The sequence below is a fragment of the Candidatus Trichorickettsia mobilis genome, assembly GCF_963422225.1.
Taxonomy (GTDB): Bacteria; Pseudomonadota; Alphaproteobacteria; order Rickettsiales; family Rickettsiaceae; genus Trichorickettsia; species Trichorickettsia mobilis_B.
In genome coordinates, this window is the sequence record NZ_OY728607.1 from 1,021,603 (window position 1) to 1,043,408 (window position 21,806).

Annotated in this window: 17 protein-coding genes; 7 read left to right on the forward strand and 10 right to left on the reverse strand. The window is 35.2% G+C overall.

Going from position 1 to position 21,806, the window contains the following annotated elements; all coding sequences use genetic code 11:
* Positions 1 to 248 precede the first annotated feature (248 nt).
* From murC to dapD, 5 genes are all read right to left on the reverse strand, one after another.
* Complete coding sequence (gene murC, locus R2I74_RS04825) at positions 249 to 1,679, reverse strand: UDP-N-acetylmuramate--L-alanine ligase (RefSeq protein ID WP_316354219.1); 1,431 nt, start codon at positions 1,677 to 1,679, stop codon at positions 249 to 251.
* Between the two features lie 308 nt (positions 1,680 to 1,987).
* A complete protein-coding gene (gene acpS / locus R2I74_RS04830) occupies positions 1,988 to 2,374 on the reverse strand; it encodes a holo-ACP synthase (RefSeq protein ID WP_316354220.1) in 387 nt (128 codons plus the stop codon).
* Positions 2,371 to 4,524 carry a RelA/SpoT family protein gene (locus tag R2I74_RS04835; protein ID WP_316354221.1) on the reverse strand — a complete coding sequence of 718 codons (2,154 nt, stop codon included), beginning with the start codon at positions 4,522 to 4,524 and terminating at the stop codon, positions 2,371 to 2,373. Before R2I74_RS04835 ends, acpS begins: the two co-directional genes overlap by 4 nt.
* A gap of 394 nt (positions 4,525 to 4,918) precedes the next feature.
* Positions 4,919 to 5,323: a DNA-directed RNA polymerase subunit omega gene (gene rpoZ, locus R2I74_RS04840; protein ID WP_316354222.1), complete on the reverse strand. Its 405-nt coding sequence runs from the start codon at positions 5,321 to 5,323 to the stop codon at positions 4,919 to 4,921.
* A gap of 123 nt (positions 5,324 to 5,446) precedes the next feature.
* Complete coding sequence (gene dapD, locus R2I74_RS04845; protein ID WP_316354223.1) at positions 5,447 to 6,274, reverse strand: 2,3,4,5-tetrahydropyridine-2,6-dicarboxylate N-succinyltransferase; 828 nt, start codon at positions 6,272 to 6,274, stop codon at positions 5,447 to 5,449.
* Positions 6,275 to 6,573: 299 nt separating this feature from the next.
* On the opposite strand from dapD, the gene R2I74_RS04850 reads away from it, so the two are divergent.
* Positions 6,574 to 7,194: a zinc-ribbon domain-containing protein gene (locus R2I74_RS04850; protein ID WP_316354224.1), complete on the forward strand. Its 621-nt coding sequence runs from the start codon at positions 6,574 to 6,576 to the stop codon at positions 7,192 to 7,194.
* Positions 7,195 to 7,353: 159 nt separating this feature from the next.
* Positions 7,354 to 7,866: an RDD family protein gene (locus R2I74_RS04855; RefSeq protein ID WP_316354225.1), complete on the forward strand. Its 513-nt coding sequence runs from the start codon at positions 7,354 to 7,356 to the stop codon at positions 7,864 to 7,866.
* Positions 7,867 to 7,880: 14 nt separating this feature from the next.
* On the opposite strand, the gene R2I74_RS04860 is transcribed toward R2I74_RS04855, so the two are convergent.
* A complete protein-coding gene (locus R2I74_RS04860; RefSeq protein WP_316354226.1) occupies positions 7,881 to 8,639 on the reverse strand; it encodes a leucine-rich repeat domain-containing protein in 759 nt (252 codons plus the stop codon).
* 169 nt (positions 8,640 to 8,808) lie between these two features.
* Here R2I74_RS04860 and R2I74_RS04865 point away from each other — a divergent pair, with 169 nt between their 5' ends.
* A complete protein-coding gene (locus tag R2I74_RS04865) occupies positions 8,809 to 11,031 on the forward strand; it encodes an ATP-binding cassette domain-containing protein (protein ID WP_316354227.1) in 2,223 nt (740 codons plus the stop codon).
* Between the two features lie 475 nt (positions 11,032 to 11,506).
* Here the strand turns inward: R2I74_RS04865 and nuoF are convergent, their stop codons facing one another.
* The gene (gene nuoF / locus R2I74_RS04870; protein ID WP_316354228.1) at positions 11,507 to 12,766 is read right to left on the reverse strand and encodes an NADH-quinone oxidoreductase subunit NuoF; all 1,260 of its coding nucleotides are present in this window, start codon (positions 12,764 to 12,766) and stop codon (positions 11,507 to 11,509) included.
* A gap of 239 nt (positions 12,767 to 13,005) precedes the next feature.
* Entirely contained in the window at positions 13,006 to 13,374 is a 369-nt protein-coding gene (locus R2I74_RS04875; protein ID WP_316354229.1) for a TrbC/VirB2 family protein, read from the reverse strand.
* Positions 13,375 to 13,804: 430 nt separating this feature from the next.
* Between R2I74_RS04875 and R2I74_RS04880 the strand changes: the two genes are divergently transcribed.
* The 4 genes from R2I74_RS04880 to bioA all read left to right on the forward strand — a co-directional run bounded on the left by R2I74_RS04880 (position 13,805) and on the right by bioA (position 20,113).
* Positions 13,805 to 14,803 carry an efflux RND transporter periplasmic adaptor subunit gene (locus R2I74_RS04880; RefSeq protein ID WP_316354230.1) on the forward strand — a complete coding sequence of 333 codons (999 nt, stop codon included), beginning with the start codon at positions 13,805 to 13,807 and terminating at the stop codon, positions 14,801 to 14,803.
* A 2-nt stretch (positions 14,804 to 14,805) separates the two neighbouring features.
* The gene (locus R2I74_RS04885) at positions 14,806 to 17,832 is read left to right on the forward strand and encodes an efflux RND transporter permease subunit (protein ID WP_316354231.1); all 3,027 of its coding nucleotides are present in this window, start codon (positions 14,806 to 14,808) and stop codon (positions 17,830 to 17,832) included.
* Positions 17,833 to 18,352: 520 nt separating this feature from the next.
* A complete protein-coding gene (locus tag R2I74_RS04890; protein WP_316354232.1) occupies positions 18,353 to 18,808 on the forward strand; it encodes a hypothetical protein in 456 nt (151 codons plus the stop codon).
* Positions 18,809 to 18,817: 9 nt separating this feature from the next.
* Positions 18,818 to 20,113 (forward strand): adenosylmethionine--8-amino-7-oxononanoate transaminase, encoded by a 1,296-nt coding sequence (bioA, locus tag R2I74_RS04895; protein ID WP_316354233.1) that lies wholly within the window; start codon positions 18,818 to 18,820, stop codon positions 20,111 to 20,113.
* Here bioA and R2I74_RS04900 read toward each other — a convergent pair.
* Positions 20,097 to 20,435, reverse strand: a complete 339-nt coding sequence (locus R2I74_RS04900; RefSeq protein WP_316354234.1) for a YraN family protein — start codon at positions 20,433 to 20,435, stop codon at positions 20,097 to 20,099. The genes bioA and R2I74_RS04900 overlap by 17 nt on opposite strands.
* Before the next feature lie 33 nt (positions 20,436 to 20,468).
* Positions 20,469 to 21,725: an MFS transporter gene (locus tag R2I74_RS04905; protein ID WP_316354235.1), complete on the reverse strand. Its 1,257-nt coding sequence runs from the start codon at positions 21,723 to 21,725 to the stop codon at positions 20,469 to 20,471.
* Positions 21,726 to 21,806 lie beyond the last annotated feature (81 nt).

Consider the following 21,806-nt stretch of genomic DNA (forward strand, 5'->3'; position numbering starts at 1 on the left):
GTGGAGCTTCCTCACCGTAAAATTTAACTGTCACCATCGACTCTAGCTATATATAGCAAAGCCAGTTGGATTATGGTACGTTAATGGAAGAGCGAGGTAGATTACTTTGTTGCGCACAGCTGAGACGCAGCATATTTGACGTACCATAATCCAACTGGAGAAGCTATGCTCGTCAAGCTTCGTCTACTCAACACCTGTAAATGAGTGTCGTTAATAAATTATCTAACTTTTACGCAATGCCAATGACGCTATATATTGAGTTTTGCTAATACACCATTAGCCCATGATGAGATACTGCCAGCGCCCATCATTACTATCAAATCTCCAGGAGCAGCATTATTCTTAATGACATTAGGGATCATATCTGGCGTTGGTAAAAAATGAACATCGTTATGAGATAAGGTCTCTGTCATCTGTTGTACTAAAGTGATCCCAGAAATACCTGTTATCGGTTGTTCGCCTGCAGCATACACGTCTGTAATATATACTTTATCTGCAAAGTCAAAACAGGTGGTAAATTCTTTAAATAAATTTTCTAACCGAGAAAATCGGTGTGGTTGAAAAATAGCGATTACTTTGCCATTTTGCTTGCGTGCTATAGTCCATGCAGTATTAAGGGTTGCTATAACTTCGACTGGATGATGAGCATAATCATCAATAATGCTTGCGCCCAAATATTCTCCTACTTTGGTAAATCTTCTTTTGACACCATGAAAATTCTTAAATCCGTTCTTAATTACCTTAATTCCAAAATCAAGTTCTATGCCGACAGCAATAGCGGCCAGTGAATTTAATACATTATGTCGACCTGGAGTTGGTATAATAATTTGCTCTATTATGGTAGCACCATTAATTTGCGGAAGGTCAATTTTTACGGTAAAGGTAGAAGATGTTATATCTGAGTGAATATCAAAAGCTTTTATATGGGCATCAGTAGAATCAATGCCATAAGTAATAATCTTACGTTCGGTAATAGTATTTACTAATTTCCTAACTACTGGATGATCAATACAAGCAACAGCAAATCCATAAAATGGTAAATTTGTAATAAAACTTCTAAATGCCAGAATTAAGCTGTCAAAATCGTTGTAAAAATCTAGATGTTCGGCATCGATGTTAGTAATTATACCAATAGTAGATGGTAATTGGATAAAAGTTGCATCAGATTCGTCAGCTTCAGCTATGAGGTAATCACCAGAACCAAGATAGGCATTAGTTAATCTATTGTTGATTATTCCACCATTAATTACAGTGGGATATAGTCCAGCAGCCTCAAATAAGCAGGCGACTAATGAGGTGGTGGTAGTTTTACCATGTGATCCGGAAATAGCAACTGAGCATTTAAGGCGCATTAATTCTGCGAGCATTTCAGCACGTTTGATAATAGGAACTCTGCTCGTTAATGCTGCTTGCACTTCCGGGTTATCATATTTAATAGCTGAAGATACTACTACATAGGACACATTAATAATATTAGTGGCAATATGCTCATAAAATATTTTAATGCCATTAGCAGCCAACCTTATAGTGTTATAATTTTCGGCTATATCTGATCCTTGTACTTTATAGCCAAGATTATGCATAATTTCAGCGATTCCACTCATACCAATGCCACCGATGCCTATAAAATGGATAGTATCAAGTGAGCCATTAAGTTTTTTTCGTTCAAGTAGTAACATAAATTCTCTATAAAATAATGTGGGTGTTAAGTAAATATAGCTAGTTGAGGAGCGTATAACCGAAACAATCGAATTAGCTTAATAAACTGAGTCATCCCGAACTTGTTTCGGGATCTCATGATGGTTTCAAGAGATGCTGAAATGAATTCAGTATTACTTCATAAGATTAAAAACGGCATTCCTTAAAATTTAACGAGTATATAGCTAGAGTCAGTTAGGTAGTGACAGTTAAATTTTAAGGTGAGGAAGCTCCGTGTACATTAGTTTGTTTTGCACAACCGAATCCTGACAAATTTGACTGTCACTACCTAACTGACCGACGCTATGCTGACTACGGCAAATGCGATAGCTATAGGATAATCATCTGAAATAGATAAATCAATTTTAAATTTACCAAGATCTTTAATTTTTGTGGAATGGATAGTAGCAAAAGGTTTGCCTAAATTATCATTAAATATTTTAATATTTTTAAACTGTAGACTTTGTCCAATACCACTACCTAGAGCCTTACTAATAGCTTCTTTTGCTGCAAAACGCTTTGCAATAAAAGCCGCATGTTTATTTGGAGATAAACGAGAGACTAAATCTATTTCTGATAAACTCAGAATTCTTGATTTAAAAACTTCACCATATTTTGCTAATAGCTGCTCAATTCGGTAAATTTGTACTATATCTGTACCAATGCCAATAATCATGATTTATATCTTTCTACTTGCGAAACAACCGGTTTACTTTGTAAAATATTAATAATATCCGCAATATGCTGTGCGTCTTGAACTTCTATATCTAAAATAATTTCAAAAAGATTAACTGTGCGATTAGTAATTTTAAAGTTGATAATATTACCTTGTTTTTTTGCAATTTCAGAGCATAGTATTGCCATACTACCTAGTTCATTTAATATGGTAATTTTTAATCTACAAATAAAAGGTATATTTGATTTATCACTATCCCAAGTCAGAGGAATTAATCGTTCTGGAATTGCACTAATATTACTAAGCATACCACAATCTGCAGTATGCACCGTGACCCCATTACCAGTATGAACTACACCAACAATTTTATCACCAAGCAAAGGGCTGCAGCAATTAGCAAGATTAATAGCCATACCTGCTATTAATCCTTGAATTGGTAAGGCAGTATCTTGTAACGCCTGGTTAGTTAATTTTTTACTTTTATTGAATTTTAATAAAGATAAGGTGGAGCTAATTTTACTTTGTTTAGGAGTAACATATTTAATTAACTCTTCACAGCTTATGCTGCCCTCTCCAATAGCATATAACAGATCCTCAACTCCTTGTTTTTTTAAAAATACACATGCTTTGTCTAAGGCACTTGCCTCATCCACTATATTTAAAGAGCTAAATGCTCTATCAACTATTGCTTTGCCTAATTTTATATATTGTTCTTTTTGTTGGCTACGGGTAAATCTTTTTATTTCAGAGTGAGCCTTGCCGGTAATAACAAATTTTTGCCAGCTGGGAGAAGGGGTTTTGTTTTTTGAAACAATAATTTCTACTTGATCACCGTTCTCTAATGTAGAGCGCAAAGGTACGATACAACCATTAATTTTTGCTCCTACACAATGATGTCCAACATCTGAATGTACAGCATAAGCGAAATCGACGCAAGTAGCTCCTTTGGGCAAGGCAATCAGATTACCTTTGGGAGTAAAACAAAATACCTGGTCATAATACATTGCCAGTTTTGTGTTCTGTAAAAAATCCTCTGGATCACCTGCTTGCTCTAGTATAGCCAACAATTCACGTATCCACCGATATTGAGTACCGTCTGCCACATCATGATCATGGTATTGCTGTTTATAGCGCCAATGTGCGGCAACTCCAAGCTCAGCAATATCATGCATATCATCAGTACGAATTTGCACTTCAATTTTTTGTTGTAGTGGTCCGATAATCACTGTATGCAAAGATTTATAACCATTGTTTTTTGGGGTACTAATAAAATCTTGAAAGCTATCTGGAACCATTTGATATTTAGTATGAATTATTCCAAGTGTCTGGTAACAATAGGAAATGGTATCTACTATAATTCTAAAGGCAATAATATCTGATAATTGTTCTAATCCGATATTTTTTTGCTGCATTTTCATCCAAATTGAATAGGGTGTTTTATGCCTACCATGCACGACAGCCTTTATACCAGCGTTTTTTAGAGTATTGGTAAACTCTGCGATAACGTTATCAACAAGATTACCTTCATTGGCTGAGATTTTATGCAGCCGATTTAGAATAGATTCTCTTGCTTCTGGCTGTAATATTCTGAAACAAATATCTTGAAGTTCTACTTTGATTTGCTGGATGCCTATTCTTTCTGCTAGAGGTGCATATATCTCCATTGTTTCTACTGCAATACGCGTGCGTTTTTCTAGAGATTTTATAGAATCTATCGTGCGCATATTGTGCAATCTATCAGCAAGCTTAATCAATAATATTCTGATATCATCGCTCATTGCCAGCAATAATTTGCGGAAGTTTTCTGCCTGACGAATATTATCGGGCATAAACTCAATTTTTGATAATTTGGTTACTCCATCGACAAGTTTACTAATGGTACTACCAAAATGTTGCTCAATTTCACTTAAAGTGAGATCTGTATCTTCAATAGTATCATGCAATAGCCCTGCGATTACCGAATCACTATCAAGGTGCATGTCAGTAATAATTTCTGCAACCTCTAATGGGTGATAATAATATGGTTCGCCTGATTCTCTAGTTTGAGCCCCATGATAACGGATAGCAAAATCGATGGCTTTATTTATTTGGGCTTCGTTACAATTTGGATCGTAGGATTTGACAGCTCTGACAATATCCTCTTGGTTCATTAGACCTCTTGCATAACCTATTTTGGTTGGCATATAGCGTCAGTCAGTTAGGTGGTGACAGTTAAATTTATCAGAATCCGGTTAATTGCTCACGTATTTTAAAGAGTACGCGGAGCTTCCTCACCCTAAAATTTGACTGTCACCACCTAACTGACTCTAGCTATATTATCTGATTTCAAAAATGTTTTTTGATTTTATCAGCACTTTTTCGCAATTAACATGCTCACTCACACCTCAGACAGGCTCTCAAAATCAAATCCAATTTTTGAAATCATTTGAGTACAATTTTGTCGTCAAAACTTGACTCCGGTTCTCATGCAATTCTCGTCTGCATTTTTCCTAAATATTCCTCAACCATTTTTAGGTTATGCAAGAGGTCTATTGCTGAAATTCCTTAATCTTCTATATCTGAAACATCATCACTAAATATCTGTTCTTCGTATCCAGAATCAGCATCTTCAATATAAAAATCTGAATCAGCTACATATTCAAAGTCTTCTGAATTCTCAGCATTTTCTACAGCCGGTAGATCATCATCTATATGGTCAATTTTATTACGTGTTTGTAACCGTCTTATCAATTCTTCTCTTAAGATTGCAGGTTTAATATTCTCATTTGCAATTTCTCGTAAAGCAACTACTGAATCTTTATCATCTTCTCTATCTACTGTAATATTGATGCCTGAACCAATGTCTTTAGTTCTTTGAGCAGCAAGAGCCACAAGTTCAAATCTATTTTCTACTTTATCAGTACAATCTTCAACGGTTACTCTAGCCATAATCTTACTCTTTAAGTTCAAATAATTATTATTAATATTGATTATATTATAAGACAGAGTGGAGCAAGTTGCAATTTATATAATACTATATTTACGCAAATCATTAATATGGAGGCACGTAGATCTTAAAGTTTATTGATATTACTACCCTCTTAATAGCTCATTGATAGCTGTTTTTTTGCGAGTAGATGCATCAACCTGTTTAACGATGACCGCACAATACAAAGCTGGTTTAGTAACATCAGTAGCTGGAAGCGTTCCAGAGACCACTACAGAATATGCCGGTATTCTACCATAAATAACATCACCAGTTTCACGATTGACGATTTTAGTAGAAGCTCCAATAAACACCCCCATTCCGATTACTGCTCCTTCTTCAACTATCACTCCCTCTACAACCTCGGATCGCGCTCCAATAAAACAATTGTCTTCAATGATTACCGGGTTATTTTGGATAGGCTCTAATACTCCGCCAATTCCAGTACCACCAGAAATATGACAATTTTTACCTATTTGAGCGCATGAACCGATTGTAGCCCAGGTATCAATCATTGACCCTTCATCAATATATGCTCCAATATTTATGAATGATGGCATTACCACAACATTACGAGCGATATATGCGCCAGTCCTAATAAACGCGCCTGGTACAATTCTACATCCGTAATTTTTGAATTCTTGTTCATCACTAGCACTACTAAATTTAGGTGGTACCTTATCGTACCACTTAATGGAATCACCGCTATAAATTTGTGATTTATTAATTTGAAAATATAATAAAATTGCCTTTTTTATCCATTGATGTACCACCCAATTATTATTACGATATTCACATACTCTAATAATTCCTAGATTTAGTAAATCGATGACATGGCTCACTTTTTGCTGTGCTAATTGCATTTCCAAAGAATCGTGCACTAATTTATCACGTGTTTGCCAAATTTGTTCTATTAGATTAATATCTTGCTGCATAATTTGATCTGACAGGCTCTTAGACTTTTTAGCAAAAACTTCATTCTAAGGATGATTTTTCTAAAAATTCTCTCCTAGACGAAGTTTTTATAAGAAGTCTGTTGATAAAAACTGTAAAAAACTTTATTTTTTAGATCCTAGGTTCTATAAAAGCCTAAGATGGTCGATGTAAACAAACGTTAAGATAATTTTTAGGATATCTTTTTATATTTCAAGCCAAATTTTATGATAGAAGTCTAATTAACGTTTTGTTTACATCGACCATCTAAAACATTATTAATTTGCTATTGGCATAATCAATGTATATTACTTGCCCCAAATGTGGTACTCAATTTTTAGTACAACCAGAACAAATAGGCCATTTTGGCAGAAAGGTAAGATGTTCAAAATGTGCAAACATTTGGCATCAACAATTAAAGGACGATATAAAATTAGAGCCAGTAATTGCAAATCCAAAATTCGCTTACAAAAGCCAGGTAGGTAGTGGTATTAATTTACCGGCATTACTTCCTATAAAAATACCACAATATTTATATACTTTACCAATGTTATTTATATGCTTAATAATTATATTGTCGATAATTTTATTTCAGGATTTTTGGAGCTTCAATTCTTCGGATGCAGCAAAATTATTAAGCATTAATGATATACATATAACAAATAATAAGGATGCCGGTAAAATTACCATTACCTATAAAATAATAAATTCATCCACTCAAATTTTACCAATGCCCTTAGTACGGGTAAGATTATTTGATAAAAATGACACAGCTTTAAAGTCTCATGTTGCTGATCAGACAGATATTGCCTTATCACCTAAACAATCTGTTAGTATCAGAACTGAGTTTTCATCAGTTCCAGATATAACTGAGAAAATAGATATTACGCTAGGTAGTAGGCTAGCTTTTATATTACGCTAGTATACTCGGTGAAAATCTGCGGATTGCGGTGTCGTCATAAGAAACCTTCGGTGCTCACGTATTATTATACGCTGCGCTCCTCGGCTCGAAGACTTCTAGCATTTCTTGATTTTGACCTTCGTCTACCTACTCTACTAAATTAAAGTTTATGGAATAATAATGAAAAGACAAGTTGTTTACCCACGGTTGATTCCAAGGCTTTTTGCAACCACAATTGATTTGTTTTTATTAGCAATCTTTGCTACACCAATTATGAATTTTTTTTCTCCAAAGATTTTTCTTTTATTTTTTCAAGATTTTTTTATTCAACACCATGTTGACCTTGCAGATGCACAGGCTATAGCTAAGGCTACAAGTTTACCAGAGTTTATGCAGCACATAACTGTTGGCAAGTTTTTAGGCTATTTAGCCTCATTATTTGCTTTGCATGCAGTGATAATGGGAAGTTTCTTTATTAGCTTTTGGATATACAAAGGAGCAACGCCAGGTAAAATGATTTTGGGCATAAGAATAGTGGATGCAGAAACATTATTGAAACCTAAAACTAGTCAATTTGTGAAAAGATTTTTTGCTTACCTAACTGCTTTATTTGGTATCTGGTATATTCTGCTCAATGAACGGCATCAAGCATTGCATGATAAAATTGCCGGGACAGTCGTCATTAAACGTTAATTAAATGTTTGGATTTAAAATTCATATTCTATTACTTCTCCTATGATTCCTCCAATTAGATCTTTAGCCTCATTATTATAGCATCTAGTATCCAGAAATTTAATTGTTGATGGGGTGTTCAGTTCGATAAGAGTTATTCCTTCTTTATGAGAAAAATTGCCACTTACGTTTAAATATTCTATTTGTGTCTTAGGTAGTACTAAGGATAATTTTTTGAATCCGATTGTAGTAATGGCATTCTGTCTAAGATCTAGAAATGTAATTTTAGTATCTGGTAATTTTGCAGTGAGAGCAGCAAGTCCGGCATCACCAAATTTATTATCTCCTATATTTAGCGAGCGAATAGATTCTGGCAAGTTGGAAAATATGGCTATGATACCCTCGTCTTCTATCAAGTTGCTACTAAGATTTAAGTTTTCTATCTGAGAAACCTTTAATATTCCTGCTAGTGTTATTGCTAACTTATTGCCCAAACAGTTTAAATGTAAATTAAGCTTTGTAACAGGTGAACAGATTAGTATTTTAGCATATTCCCTTAGATTTTTTTCATTAAATTTTTTGAATGACAAGTCTAAGTAATTTACTGAATAGTCAATTGGAAATAATGTATTTATCGTTTTTGAATTAGTTAGTGTGTTTGTATTCTCAGTAATTACTTCTGTAGCTTGTTCTTCATATTCATTGGTGTTAGAAGATAGACACTTACAAAAATTGCGCAATTTTTGTACAAGCGAGGTTTTATTATTTGTAGGTTGTAATTTTAGTTTAGACATATATTAACCTCAGACTAATTATATAAATTATCATCACAATTATTAATTAAAACCAAAAGCTGTGCGACTCAATTTTGCAAACTTAAAATCAACTATTGACTTTAATTATAACCAACATTATTTTCCTTAATAAAATTAAATGATTATTTAATTAAATTATAGGTCTCTAATGAAGGAGTTATCAACACATAGTTCTATTACAGCTCCATCTTTTTCTCAATTACTAAAATTGTATGCTGCCTATAATTTTGGCGGTCGCAACCTTGCCGGAGGCTTAGCTTCTACTCTATTGATAGATCAAATAGTTGGTAAAAAATTTGCCGTAACAAAAAATTATGTCAGCCTATCCGGATTTTGGGGATATATTGCTTATAAAGCTATTTCACAGATCATCGAATCAAATAAAATAGATGTTAAATACAAACCATTATTATATCTTTTATTTTCTGGAATATCTGTTGGCATGGTTTGTCTAGGCAAAGATATTTTTGCAGATAAGCATGATACTAACAAAATGTTAAAATCTATAGCTTTAACTTCAGGTTTTTTTGATGAAAACGCTGTAATTTCAGGACTTACTGCTGCATATAATAAAAGTTATTGGAGTGGCATAAAATATACCGTAACTCACCTTAAGGAAATAATAACAAATAAATTTATTATCCACACCTTAGGTCAGCAAGGTTTAGATGTAGCTAAATTATTTCTTATGGAAAAATTTTTTCAAGCTCCATTGTTTGATAAAATTTCGATATTGCTAGCAATAAAGCAGGGCAATGCCTTTGAAAAGATAACTAAATTAGCATCAACATTTTTTGCCGGGCAGCTTTTAGCAATAGTGCACCAAAAACTTACAGATAAACTAACAAATGATATAAAGAAAGATATCAATTTAAAGATTGCTAAACTTGCCTTTTGCGATAAGAAAACAGCAATAGTAATGAAACTTGATAATATAAATCAAATTTCGCAGCAAATGTCAACAACTTACAGCGACGCATCAGTTGATTTATCTTCTATAATCAAAGATTTGTTGCTTCCTATTATTAGCGTAAAGGATAATAAGGGAGAAGCAGTGATTACTAAAATATTCAATTGTTACCCTTCATTATTTTTGCTTGAAGGACTAATCGAAACAATCTTTAGCCAATCTAACTTAAATAGGTTAACAACTTATGTTGAAAACAAGGTATTTGGATCACCTGATAGTAATACAAGTGAAGATAGCGAAGTAACTACACAAAAGATGGGTGGATGTACTATAAATATTCGTACTACCCAAGAGCAATATGCTTATGCTAATATTCAGGAAATCGCTAAATTAGGAGGGAATCAATTTATATTAGATAAATTAGTAAAATATATAAAGACTGGGCAGCCTAATACTGGTTGTCAAACAAAAACTGTTACCGTAGTAATATTAGAGTTATTAAAAAATATAATTCATAGCTTAAGTTATGCTAGTCAGCTTACTGCTTTGGGGATCACTGCTGAACAAATATCTACTATTGAGTATAATCTTCAGACGACATCAGAGATGTTAGGATTAACTAGCCAAGTCTATCATGGTGCTACAGTTTTGGAAGGAGCAGTGGATCAACTTCGCCATACTCTAAATGCATTACAGAATGTAAAAAAAGAAGGCCCAGATCGTGAATTAAGCGAAGGTATGGTTTTATCTTTAGCGAACTATCACCTCAAAAAAGCAGCAGAAGAAAATGAAATGCTGTTCATTGATAATTTAGAATTTGTTCCTCGGCATATATATGCAATTACCGGGACTATAGGTACCGGTAAAACTACGTTGTTAAGTGATATTGCAGAATGTTTAACTGCTGCTTTTAATAGTAATGGACAGATTTTTTACCCTTGTTACCAGGGACAAGTGATAGCAAAGATATTTTGTGGCACCATCTCTTTTGCTCCTCCTGCAACGACTTTGTTCGAAAGATTAACCTACAGACTACCTGCTGAGCATCGAGAAACATATAAACAGCAATTAATAGCTAAAGCATTGGAGTTATTTAATATTTTCGGTCAGCATGATTTTAATGACGAGAAATTACTAACCAAGAGCAATAATCAATCGTTGGGCTTAAGTACTGGTCAAAGTAAAATTGCGATACTTATTAGTGCTATTTTATACAAATTATACTTAAACCAACCGGTATTATTTGCTATTGATGAAACTTTGGCAAATTTAGATACTAAAACAACAAAATTAGTGTGTAACGCCATAAAAGATATATTTAATGATTCAATTATATTATCAGTTGATCATCAAGCCGAAGGCAACACAGGATTTTATGACACATTTATTGATTTAGAGCAGTATAGACCTAAACCTCTGGAGATTGCAATCATAGGTGAGAATATTGAAGAAAATTTATAGACCTCTCTTAGAGGGTAGATGTAGACAAATCCTACTCTAAAATTGCTTTGGAGCATAAAAAATATGTGAGTGGTTTTAAAAAAAGTCGTCATTGCGAGGCTTCAGCCATCTCCGTCATTGCGAAGAGCTTTAGCTCTGAAGCAATCCAGAAAATCTAGCACCTTGACTGGATTGCTTCGGCTAAAAGCCTCGCAATGACGTTGGTCGGCAGCTTTGTAAGTCGTATATTGACGTTCAATTTTAAAAACCGTGAACGCTCGCAAAAATATTCTAAAAATCATCTTAACGTTTTGTTTACATCGACTATCTTACAAACTCTATTTTTGCGGATGATTTGAACTTTGGTGCAGTTATCGAATCATTGGGATGATTACATCAGTGTCTGGTGACAACTGATAACAAATTTGATAAGTGTGAGCACCACCGAATTCGAATAAGCTTTGACTACGCTGCGGATCTGCTGGCAAAATGTGCCCTAGCCAGTTTTTATGCGTTCCTCAATTTCACCACGAAAATGCCTGATTAAACCTTGAATTGGCCAAGCAGCTGCATCTCCTAATGCGCAGATAGTATGTCCCTCTATCTGTTGACTAACATCTAACAATTGATCAATATCTTTTACTTCTGCGTTTCCCTGCACTAACCGCATCATCATCCGCCACATCCATCCTGTACCTTCTCGGCAGGGAGTGCATTGCCCACAAGACTCATGCATATAAAATTTGCTAAGTCTAGCAATAGCATAGATAATATCCGTAGATTGATCCATGACGATCACTCCTGCTGTGCCAAGACCTGAACCTGCTGCCCGTAAAGAGTCAAAATCCATAGTCACAGTTTCACAAATGGACTTTGGTAACATAGGTACTGAGGATCCTCCGGGAATAACAGCTTTGAGATTTTTCCAACCACCGCGCACACCACCAGCATGCTTTTCTATCAATTCTTGTAATGGAATGCCCATCGCTTCTTCTACATTACACGGAGTATTAACATGACCAGATATACAGAAAATTTTTGTACCGGTATTGTTAGGCTTACCAATAGACGCAAACCAATCAGCTCCTCTTCGCAATATTGTTGGCACTACCGCTATCGATTCAACGTTGTTAATAGTAGTGGGGCATCCATAGAGACCAACTCCTGCTGGGAATGGTGGCTTTAATCTAGGCATACCTTTTTTCCCTTCCAGGCTTTCTAGTAACGCTGTTTCTTCACCGCAAATGTAAGCTCCAGCTCCACGATGTAAATAGATATCAATATTATTACCTGAACCACACGCATTCTTCCCGATTAATCCGGCGCTATAGGCTTCGTCTATCGCTTTCTGGACACTTAGTGCCTCATTATAGAATTCACCACGTATATAGATATAACAAGCTTGTGCCCCAATGGCGTAGCTACCAAGCAAACAACCTTCTATCAGTTTATGTGGTTCAAATCTTAAAATATCACGATCTTTACAGGTGCCTGGTTCAGATTCATCGGCATTTACCACCAAATAACTTGGCATTAAACTGTTTTTAGGCATAAAAGACCATTTCACACCGGTAGAAAAACCAGCGCCCCCACGGCCACGTAACCCAGATTTTTTTACTTCAGCAATAATCCAATCCCTGCCTTGATCAAGTAGGTTTTTGGTATTATCCCAATCAGAACGCTTTCTTGAGCTGCTTAAGTCAGCTCCTTCTTGGCCATAAAGATTTGAAAAGATTTTATCAGATGTAGATAACATAATAATTAAATATTATATGATACTCTGCAAAATGCATGAGCTAAATGAAATTACAACTATACAACAACTTAATAGATTTAAGAAACACGAATTGCTATAGTATTAAAATAAAACCCATAGACACTTGAAAAAAATGTCATTCCAGCTTGTGCTGGAATGACAACAGGTACTAAATAGTGTGTAAATTTATAAAATCACCTTGGTGCCATAAGCGCAGAACTGATGATTTCGCAGATGGTTTAAGATACTGGGCAAGTAGCTAAAGCTGCATCACCAGATAAGAAACCTACCAATTTAGGTGCGCTAAATATTATACCAACACCAGCAGCAGTAGCAGCGGCTATACCCCAGTTAAGCTTACCAAGGAACAAGCCAACACCAACCGCAAAAATAGCTAGAGTTGCAATACCACGTGCGATACCACCGGATAAATTTTTGACCAAACGACATAATGTTGCACCTACTACGTCATTCGGATCCATAGACGTACTAGCGCTTGCTAATGCTACATCGCTCATCATTAACACTAAACTAATTGCACAAAGCGCCAAGAACAGATGCCACACTAGATCACGATCTAGTTCCAGGCGAAAATTTAAAAAATTCATACTTAAACCTCATAGAAGGATTGATTAATAATGCAAAAATCATTTTATTATGCGAGACATAAGCAATCAAGATATAAACCGAAACTACATAGGTTAGAAAAAAATTTAATAATAAAATAGGTGTTACAGTGGTCTTTTGGCAACAATAGACTACTTTCGAAACTCAAGCATGAGTGAGGATTTGGAGGAGATACCGTGCCTCGACCCGCAGAGCACTTAGGTTTGTTTTGGATTCGAGCACCGGATCTGTATCAAATCATCCGCAGAAGCGAGTTTCAAAAGAGGTCTATTAAATCAATAGTCATTCAATGGCTATAGCTTAACTAGTATATATCAAATTTTATTTAAAACCTTGGTGACTATAAATTTAGTTTCTCGTATAATTAAATGGTTAAATAATTTTATTAATTAATTTGTTAAAAATATTCAAATGTTACGTAAGCTAATCTTAACTTTTGTTATTATATTGGTTTCAATAAATAGTAATGCAGCTTGGCAAAAACCAATATTTATCAAGCCGGTAATTGTATGTTCAGCGGAGCTATTTGATAAATTCAATGTTGCTGGTCTCCTTCGTAATGAAAAAAATCATGATTATTATGCTAATGTTGCAGGGACCGTTGATTTTATTTCACCACAACAGGGGCAGAAAATTACAAAAAGCAATTTAATCATTAGCATTGATAGTGCACTTGCTGAAACTGTTCATAGTAAGGCTCAAGCGGCCTTACATCTAGCAAATATATCGTACGCACGTGATCAGGCTTTATTTGCAAAGAAAGTGATTAGTTTTGACACGCTGGATAAATCAAAGCTTGCTCTTGAGCAAGCTAAATTTGAGCTGGCCACAGCTATGAACACATATAATAATATGATCATTACTGCTCCATTCGATGGAGAAATTGGTGTTTCAAAACTAAGAGTGGGTGATCATGTTAATGTGGGTGATTACTTGTTTAGTATAGTAGCAGGTCAAGCACAAACTATTATATTAGAGTTACCAGAATCTCTGCGTAAAGCAGTACACACTAATACCGAAGTAAAAATTACCGATAGTTTGGGTAATGTAGCCACTAGTAATGTCAGCTCAATTTCACAATATTTATCTGAGAATGGTACGGTGAGAATACAAGTTAATCTTAATGATAAACCTCAATTTACTCATGGTAGCTATGTGCAGGCAGAATTAACTATCAATAAACACCGAGGATTAGCGGTACCTTCGCCTGCTGTGCTGCAAAATGAAAATGGTGATTTTGTTTATCAAATTGGTGATAATAATTTAATAAAACAAGTATATGTTAAACTTGGTACTCGTACTAATAATTTGATAGAAATAATTTCTGATAATTTAAACGAGGGTGATCAAATCGTGCTTGAAGGACTAACTAAAGTTCAAGATGGTGTAACGGTTAAAATATTGGATTAAGAATGTCGTTATCTGAAATTTGTATAAAGAGGCCAGTATTTGCTACCGTTTTAAGCTTAGTTATTGTTACTTTAGGCATCATATTTTTTACTAAACTACAAATTAGAGGAATGCCGGACATTGATCCACCAATTATTACGGTGATCGCAAATTATGAAGGTGCAAACGCACTATATATGGAACAACAGGTTACCACCAGGATTGAAAAAGCTCTAAAAACGGTTAAGGATATTGATTTTATTAGTTCTCAAAGCTCAGTGGGTGAGAGTGTAATTACTTTATCTTTTAACTTATCGGCTGATATTGAAGTGGCGCTTAATGATGTACGTTCAAAAGTTTCGGATATCAGCAATTTATTACCGGAAGATATGAAGGCGCCGGCGGTAGCTAAAATGGATTCTGATAATTATCCGAGCCTGTGGTTAAGTGTGAATAGCGATCAATATGATCAGCTGGAACTCACCAAAATTACTGAAGACCGGATCAGAAGCGTCTTGGAGCGTTTACCTAGTGTTGGCCGAATAGTCATGCATGGCGCAAAATATTATACTATGCGTATAGAGCCTGATTTTGTACAAATGTACCAACATCAAATCGCCCCAAGTGATATTGTCGATGCGGTCAGTAAACAAAATAAGGATTACCCGGCTGGAGTGATCAAAACTGAGGCTCGTGATTTTATCGTTAAGTTGAATGGTAAATTAAGTTTAGTGCAAGAATTTGAGAATATAATCTTAAAGACTGACAATAATAATCTGCTGAAGTTGAATAATGTCGCTAAGGTGCATTTGGCACCCGATGAAAATGATACTATATTGCGGTATAATGGTAGTAGATCCATGGCCATTGGGATTGTAAAACAATCAAAGGCCAATGAGATCGAGTTATCTGATGATGTTCGTACCGCTTTAAAGAAGATTAGCAAAAACTTGCCGCAATCAATTAAAATTGAAGTGGCGCATGATCGAGCTATTCCAATCAATGCTTCTATCAAAGCGGTATTCATTACTATTTTTGAAGCGTTAATTTTGGTAATTATCGTAGTATATTTATTTTTATCTTCCATCAGAATTACCCTGATACCGTTTGTAACTATTCCGGTATCTTTGATCGGTACATTTACCGTAATGCATTTCTTTGGTTTCTCAATTAACAGCTTTACCTTACTAGCAATGGTTCTGGCCATTGGTTTGGTAGTTGATGATGCTATAGTAATGCTTGAAAATATTTTTAGGCATCATGAACTTGGTAAATCAAAAATGGAAGCAGCGCTAAATGCTGCTGCTGAAATCCGTTTTGCGATAATTGCCATGACTATAACTCTTGCGGCTGTATTCCTGCCAGTTGGGTTTATCGAAGGTTTTATGGGTAAATTATTTATTGAATTTGCCTGGACCCTAGCATTTTGCGTACTTTTTTCAGGATTTGTAGCTTTAACTTTGACGCCAATGATGGCAAGTAAGATGATCAGCAGCAGCCATAAGACCGATTCATTACCAATTTGGCTTACCAAATTCAATTATTACTTAAAATACAGCCAAACCAAATATTCCTATTACTTGAATTTTGCACTTGATCATCAAAAACAGCTATTAATGACCATTGCTCTATCAATTGTAACTCTGATTATTAGCTTGCTGTTGGTGAATAAAACTTTTTCTCCTGAAGAAGATAATGGTTTTTTGCAAGTAATGTTTACAGGCTCGGAAGGCTCAAGCAAAAAACAGACTGAGCAAGTGGTAATACAGGCTGAGCAGGTACTCAAATCATATAAGGATATTTTAGGATTCTTTGCGGTAATCTGGGAAGGCAGTAGCGCATTTGCTTTTGTGCCGCTTAAGGATTGGAGTATACGTTCTATGAGTGCCAAGGAACTACAACAGGATTTAAATAAAAAACTTGACCGGATACCGGGTATGTCAATTTCTGCCATGAACCCAAATCCTATGGGTAGAGGAGGTTCGGGGAAACAGATAGAATTTAACCTACAAACTTTATCAGAATATGATGGTATCGATCAACTATCGCAAAAATTTATAGAAAAAATGAAACAAAATCCACTTTTTGAAAATATAGAACGTGATTTTAAATCTTCTACACCAACGTTGGATGTTGTGGTTGATCGGGATAAAGCTTATTTTTATGGAGTAAGCCTTGATAATATTGGTTCAACTATTCAATATCTTATTGCCGGTAAACCGATCGGTGATTTCATGATCGGCAATGACGTCTATGATGTGATCTTACAATATAAACCTAATGACCGGGATAATGTTAATCGCCTAAAAGAAATTTTGGTGAAAGCAAAGAATAATCAGATGATACCGCTTGCAGTGGTTGCTCTCGTCACGGAAAAAATTACTGTAAAATCATATTGGCATTATAATAATGCCAAATCTATTACTATTTCTGCTGATTTAACCAATAAGAGTAATGTTAAAGGGGCAATCAAAGCTATCAATATTATTGCTGAAGAATTATTAGATAATAGTGATAACACTCTTGAGTATTTGGGAGAAGTTAAGCAGATGCAAGAATCTGAATCTAATTCGATCTTTACTTTTTTGTTAGCATTAGTATTTATCTATCTAGTACTAGCAGCACAATTTGAAAGTTTCTTTGATCCATTGTTAATTCTAGTGGCAGTACCGTTCTCGATTACTGGTGGGGTATTAGCACTGTTGATTGCTGGTGATAGCATTAACATGTATAGTAATATTGGCTTAATTACCTTAATCGGCCTAGTTACCAAAAATTCAATTATGATTGTTGAATTCACTAATCAATTAAGGGAGCGTGGAGTGCAAATAAGAGCAGCAGTTTTTCAGGCGGCTGAATTAAGATTAAGACCGATTTTGATGACTAGCTGTGCAACAATTTTTGGATCGATACCGCTAATTTTTGCAAGTGGTGCAGGAGCTGCTGCTCGCAACTCTATTGGTTTAGTGATTGTTGGTGGTATGATTATTGGTACGTTGTTTACTATTTTTGTGATACCAGTGTTGTATTATAAATTTAAGAAAGTGTAGAACAGGGCTCTGAAGTTGATTTAACTGGATTGCTTCGGCTGAAGCCTCGCAATGACGGGGAGTGAGTGCGGAGTTCCCTTTCAGGCCGTCATTGCGAGGCTTCAGCCGAAGCAATCCAGTTAAATGATGTCAAATAATAAATAAGCTAGTTTATAATAATTTTGAATTTTAAATAGTCAACCCGAGCTTGTTTCGGGATGACTATTTAATAACAAAATTTGCTTTCTATAAATACAAAAACTAGTTGTCAGATTAGGACTTTTGAATTAAATTACTAACGTTAGGAACTAATATTCTTAATATTATGTGACAGGGCTTGATAACCCTCTACATATACCTCTTTAGGAGGCAGGTATTCATAAAACGTCTTCCCTTTTGCCGGGAGGACGGTGAAATATAATACCGCTTGCGGAAACGCCGTGGGCTGATGTAGGCTTTATCAACCGCCCGGCGCCGTATTTGGCGCTCTCGGCAAAATGCTCTGTTACTTAACTGTAATAACCAATAATTTAGAGCATTTATGATCAAAGCAATCACCGCAATAATATTCTTTATCTTTTTTTCTTCTTGCAGCCGATCTGAAATTGACCAACAAAATAAAATCAAAGAGCACGCAATAAATGATGCTCGGAATGCCAATTCTGAGATTCATCAAGCTTACTTGCAATGTTATGCTCTGAATCATCAAGACAAAAATGGTTGCGTAAAAGAACTGGCTAGTATAAATATTCAACAACAATGGAAAGACAATCATCATTATACTAAAGCTTTTCAATATGAAGCTGAGAAACTTGGCTTTGTTAAGTTTTTACGTAATCATGATTTGTATTGTGAGGCTATTGATTACAGTCCGGAGTTTGTTGCCACTGCTAAAGCATATTTGATTACTTGCCGTAATGGTAATGATTATTTTATGCAGTTTGACTATTTTAAGAAAGAGTGGAAGCTGGTGAACGATAAAGAAAAAATTAAATAAAGAGTATTAATGACCTTAAGCAGCCGTGATCGTGCCCTGATCTGGCATCCATTTACCCAAGAACAAACCGCAGAATTGCCAATAGTAATTACTAAGGGGCAAGGGTCATATTTGTATGATGAGCATAATAATGCTTATTTAGATTTAATCTCCAGTTGGTGGGTGAATTTACATGGGCATGCCAATATTGCGATTGCCAATGCCATCCACCAACAAGCACTAAAGTTAGAGCATGTGATTTTTGCTGGATTTACTCATGAACCGGCCGTAGAACTTTGTGAACGCTTAAAAGCTTTGTTACCACCGCATTTAGCACGTTTCTTTTTTTCGGATAACGGTTCTACTGCGGTTGAAGTAGCAATGAAGATGGCATACCAATATTGGCAGAATAAAGGTGATTTTAAGCGCAATAAATTTGTAAGCTTTGTTGGTGGGTATCACGGTGATACTTTTGGCGCCATGAATGTTGGAAGGCGTTCAGGATTCCATGATCAGTTTCAGGAATTATTTTTTGAGAGTGTAACCATTAGCTACCCGAATACGTGGGATGGAGATGCAGAAGTAGAGCAGAAAGAGCATGAATCATTAATGCAATTACAGCAGCTTCTTGTACAAGAGCACCAGCAGATAGCAGCTTTTATTGCTGAGCCATTGGTACAAGGAGCTGGCGGTATGCGGATGTGCCGGCCTTATTATTTAAAACAAGTAGTGAGCTTGCTGCGGGAATATAATATTTTAATCATCTTTGATGAAGTAATGACTGGTTTTGGTCGTACCGGAGCTAATTTTGCTTTTGAAATTGTAGGCTGCGTACCTGATTTTTTATGCCTGTCCAAAGGATTAACCGGAGGATTTTTACCACTCGCACTAACTATTACCAGCAATCATATTTATGAAGCGTTCTTAAGTAATGACTTTAATACAGCCTTCGCTCATGGCCATTCTTATACAGCGAATCCCTTGGGATGCGCAGCAGCAAAGGCATCACTTGATTTGTTACTTACAACTAAAACACAATCTGCGATTCAAACTATTAATAGTTGCCATCTAAAATATTTACCAGATTTAATGCAACATTGTAAATTTTTAAAGAACTCAAGAGTGCGGGGAACGATAGCTGCATTTGAACTAGATACTAATTATGCTTATTCGATTAAGGATTTGAAGGAACAATTTTTAGCTAAAAGGTTGTTATTAAGACCATTAGAGAGTACTATTTATTTATTACCACCATACTCAATAACTGCTGATGAATTAAATGATGCTTATTTAAAAATAGCTAGCATAATTACCAAGCATTTTTAATAATTATCGGTAATTTATACGGTCTGACAATCGCCAGATCAAATCGAATTTGATAATACTGATATTTTGGATGACGTGCTAGGAAGGCTTCAGCAGCTCTAGTAATTCTTTTTTGTTGTTGATGATGTAATATTTTATCATAATCACCATCTGTACTTCTAGCTTTGACCTCAATAAATACAATATTTTTGCCGCGTAATGCTATTAAATCAATTTCTCCGGCGCAATTTCTCATTCGGTGTTGTAAGATTTGATAAAATTTCAGTTTATAAAGAAGAATAATGAAATATTCAGCTGCTAGTCCAAAATAATAATGCTTCATTTATTCATAAATTTAACGAGTATATAGTAATGCCTAGTCTTTAACCAGAGCTCTGATAACATGACGCATGTAATAGATAATAATCAGGAACAAGCTGGAAGTAGTCATGATATAAAATGCTGGAGCATAAAAGAGTCCTGTAATCTCTACCAGCCAACGAGAAATAATAGCTGAGGTGCCACCAAACATTGCGATTCCTAAATTATAACTAAATGCTACCCCAGAGTATCTTTGTTCAGGTTTAAATAGAGAAATAACAAAAATATATGCAGTACCGGCTATGCCCCCTCCCAACATCCCTAAAACAGTTAGAGCCAGAATTTGTTTCCACGGTGTAATTGCAGACATGAATAATAAAGTCGGTAGAGCAAAAAGTAAGATTGCGATACTGGATAACACTATCATTTTAAACTTGCCGATCCTATCGGCTATCGCCCCTGATATTGGTAACGCGATCATTAATACCACTGAAGCATAAGATAAATACATTAACGCAGTGGTATTATCCAGATGCAATACATTAAGATAGAAGACATTTACATAAGTTTTTACTAAATATACTACGCTACTGGCAACACCACCTAAGCAAAAGGTAATGATCATTGCTGGCCAAGCTGTTTTTATTACATTAGAAAATGGTGCTTTTAAAGTCTGCTTTTTCTTAGCGAGTAATTTAAAAATTGGAGTTTCAGATACTTTAAGACGTAAATATAATCCAACAATCCCCATACATCCACCTAATATAAAAGCGAATCGCCATGCAAAATCAATGTGAGAAAAATATTGTTCTATCATTATTCCAATAAAAGAAGCAATTAAAGTGCCGGTAATGTTAGAACCATGCACTAATCCAGTAGTAAAACCTGGTTTTAAATTGCGATAATGTTCCAGAATGAAAATTGCAGTACCAGCTCCTTCGCCACTAATACATAATCCCTGGATCAGGCGTAGAATTACTAATAATAGCGGTGCGTAATAGCCAATATCTTGATATCCAGGTATCAGTCCCATAGTAAAGGTAGGAATAGTCATGCCTAGCATGGAGATGATTAATGCAACACGTCTCCCATACCTATCACCAATATAACCAAAAAATATACCACCAATAGGACGAGTTACAAAGCCGACAGCGAAGACGGCTAAACTAGATAAAGTTTGTATAAATTCTGATTCTCCAGGAAAAAATGTACGACCAATCGTTGACGCAAACACTGAATATACTGTGAAATCATAATATTCCAATATATTGCCTGAGATAGCGGCTAAGAAAACAGATTTTGTTTTGCTCATCAAGTAGCTATATAGTTAAATAATATAAATTATAATTCTGAAGTTATTATGGATATACGAAGATCTTAATCTGCGAAGTGT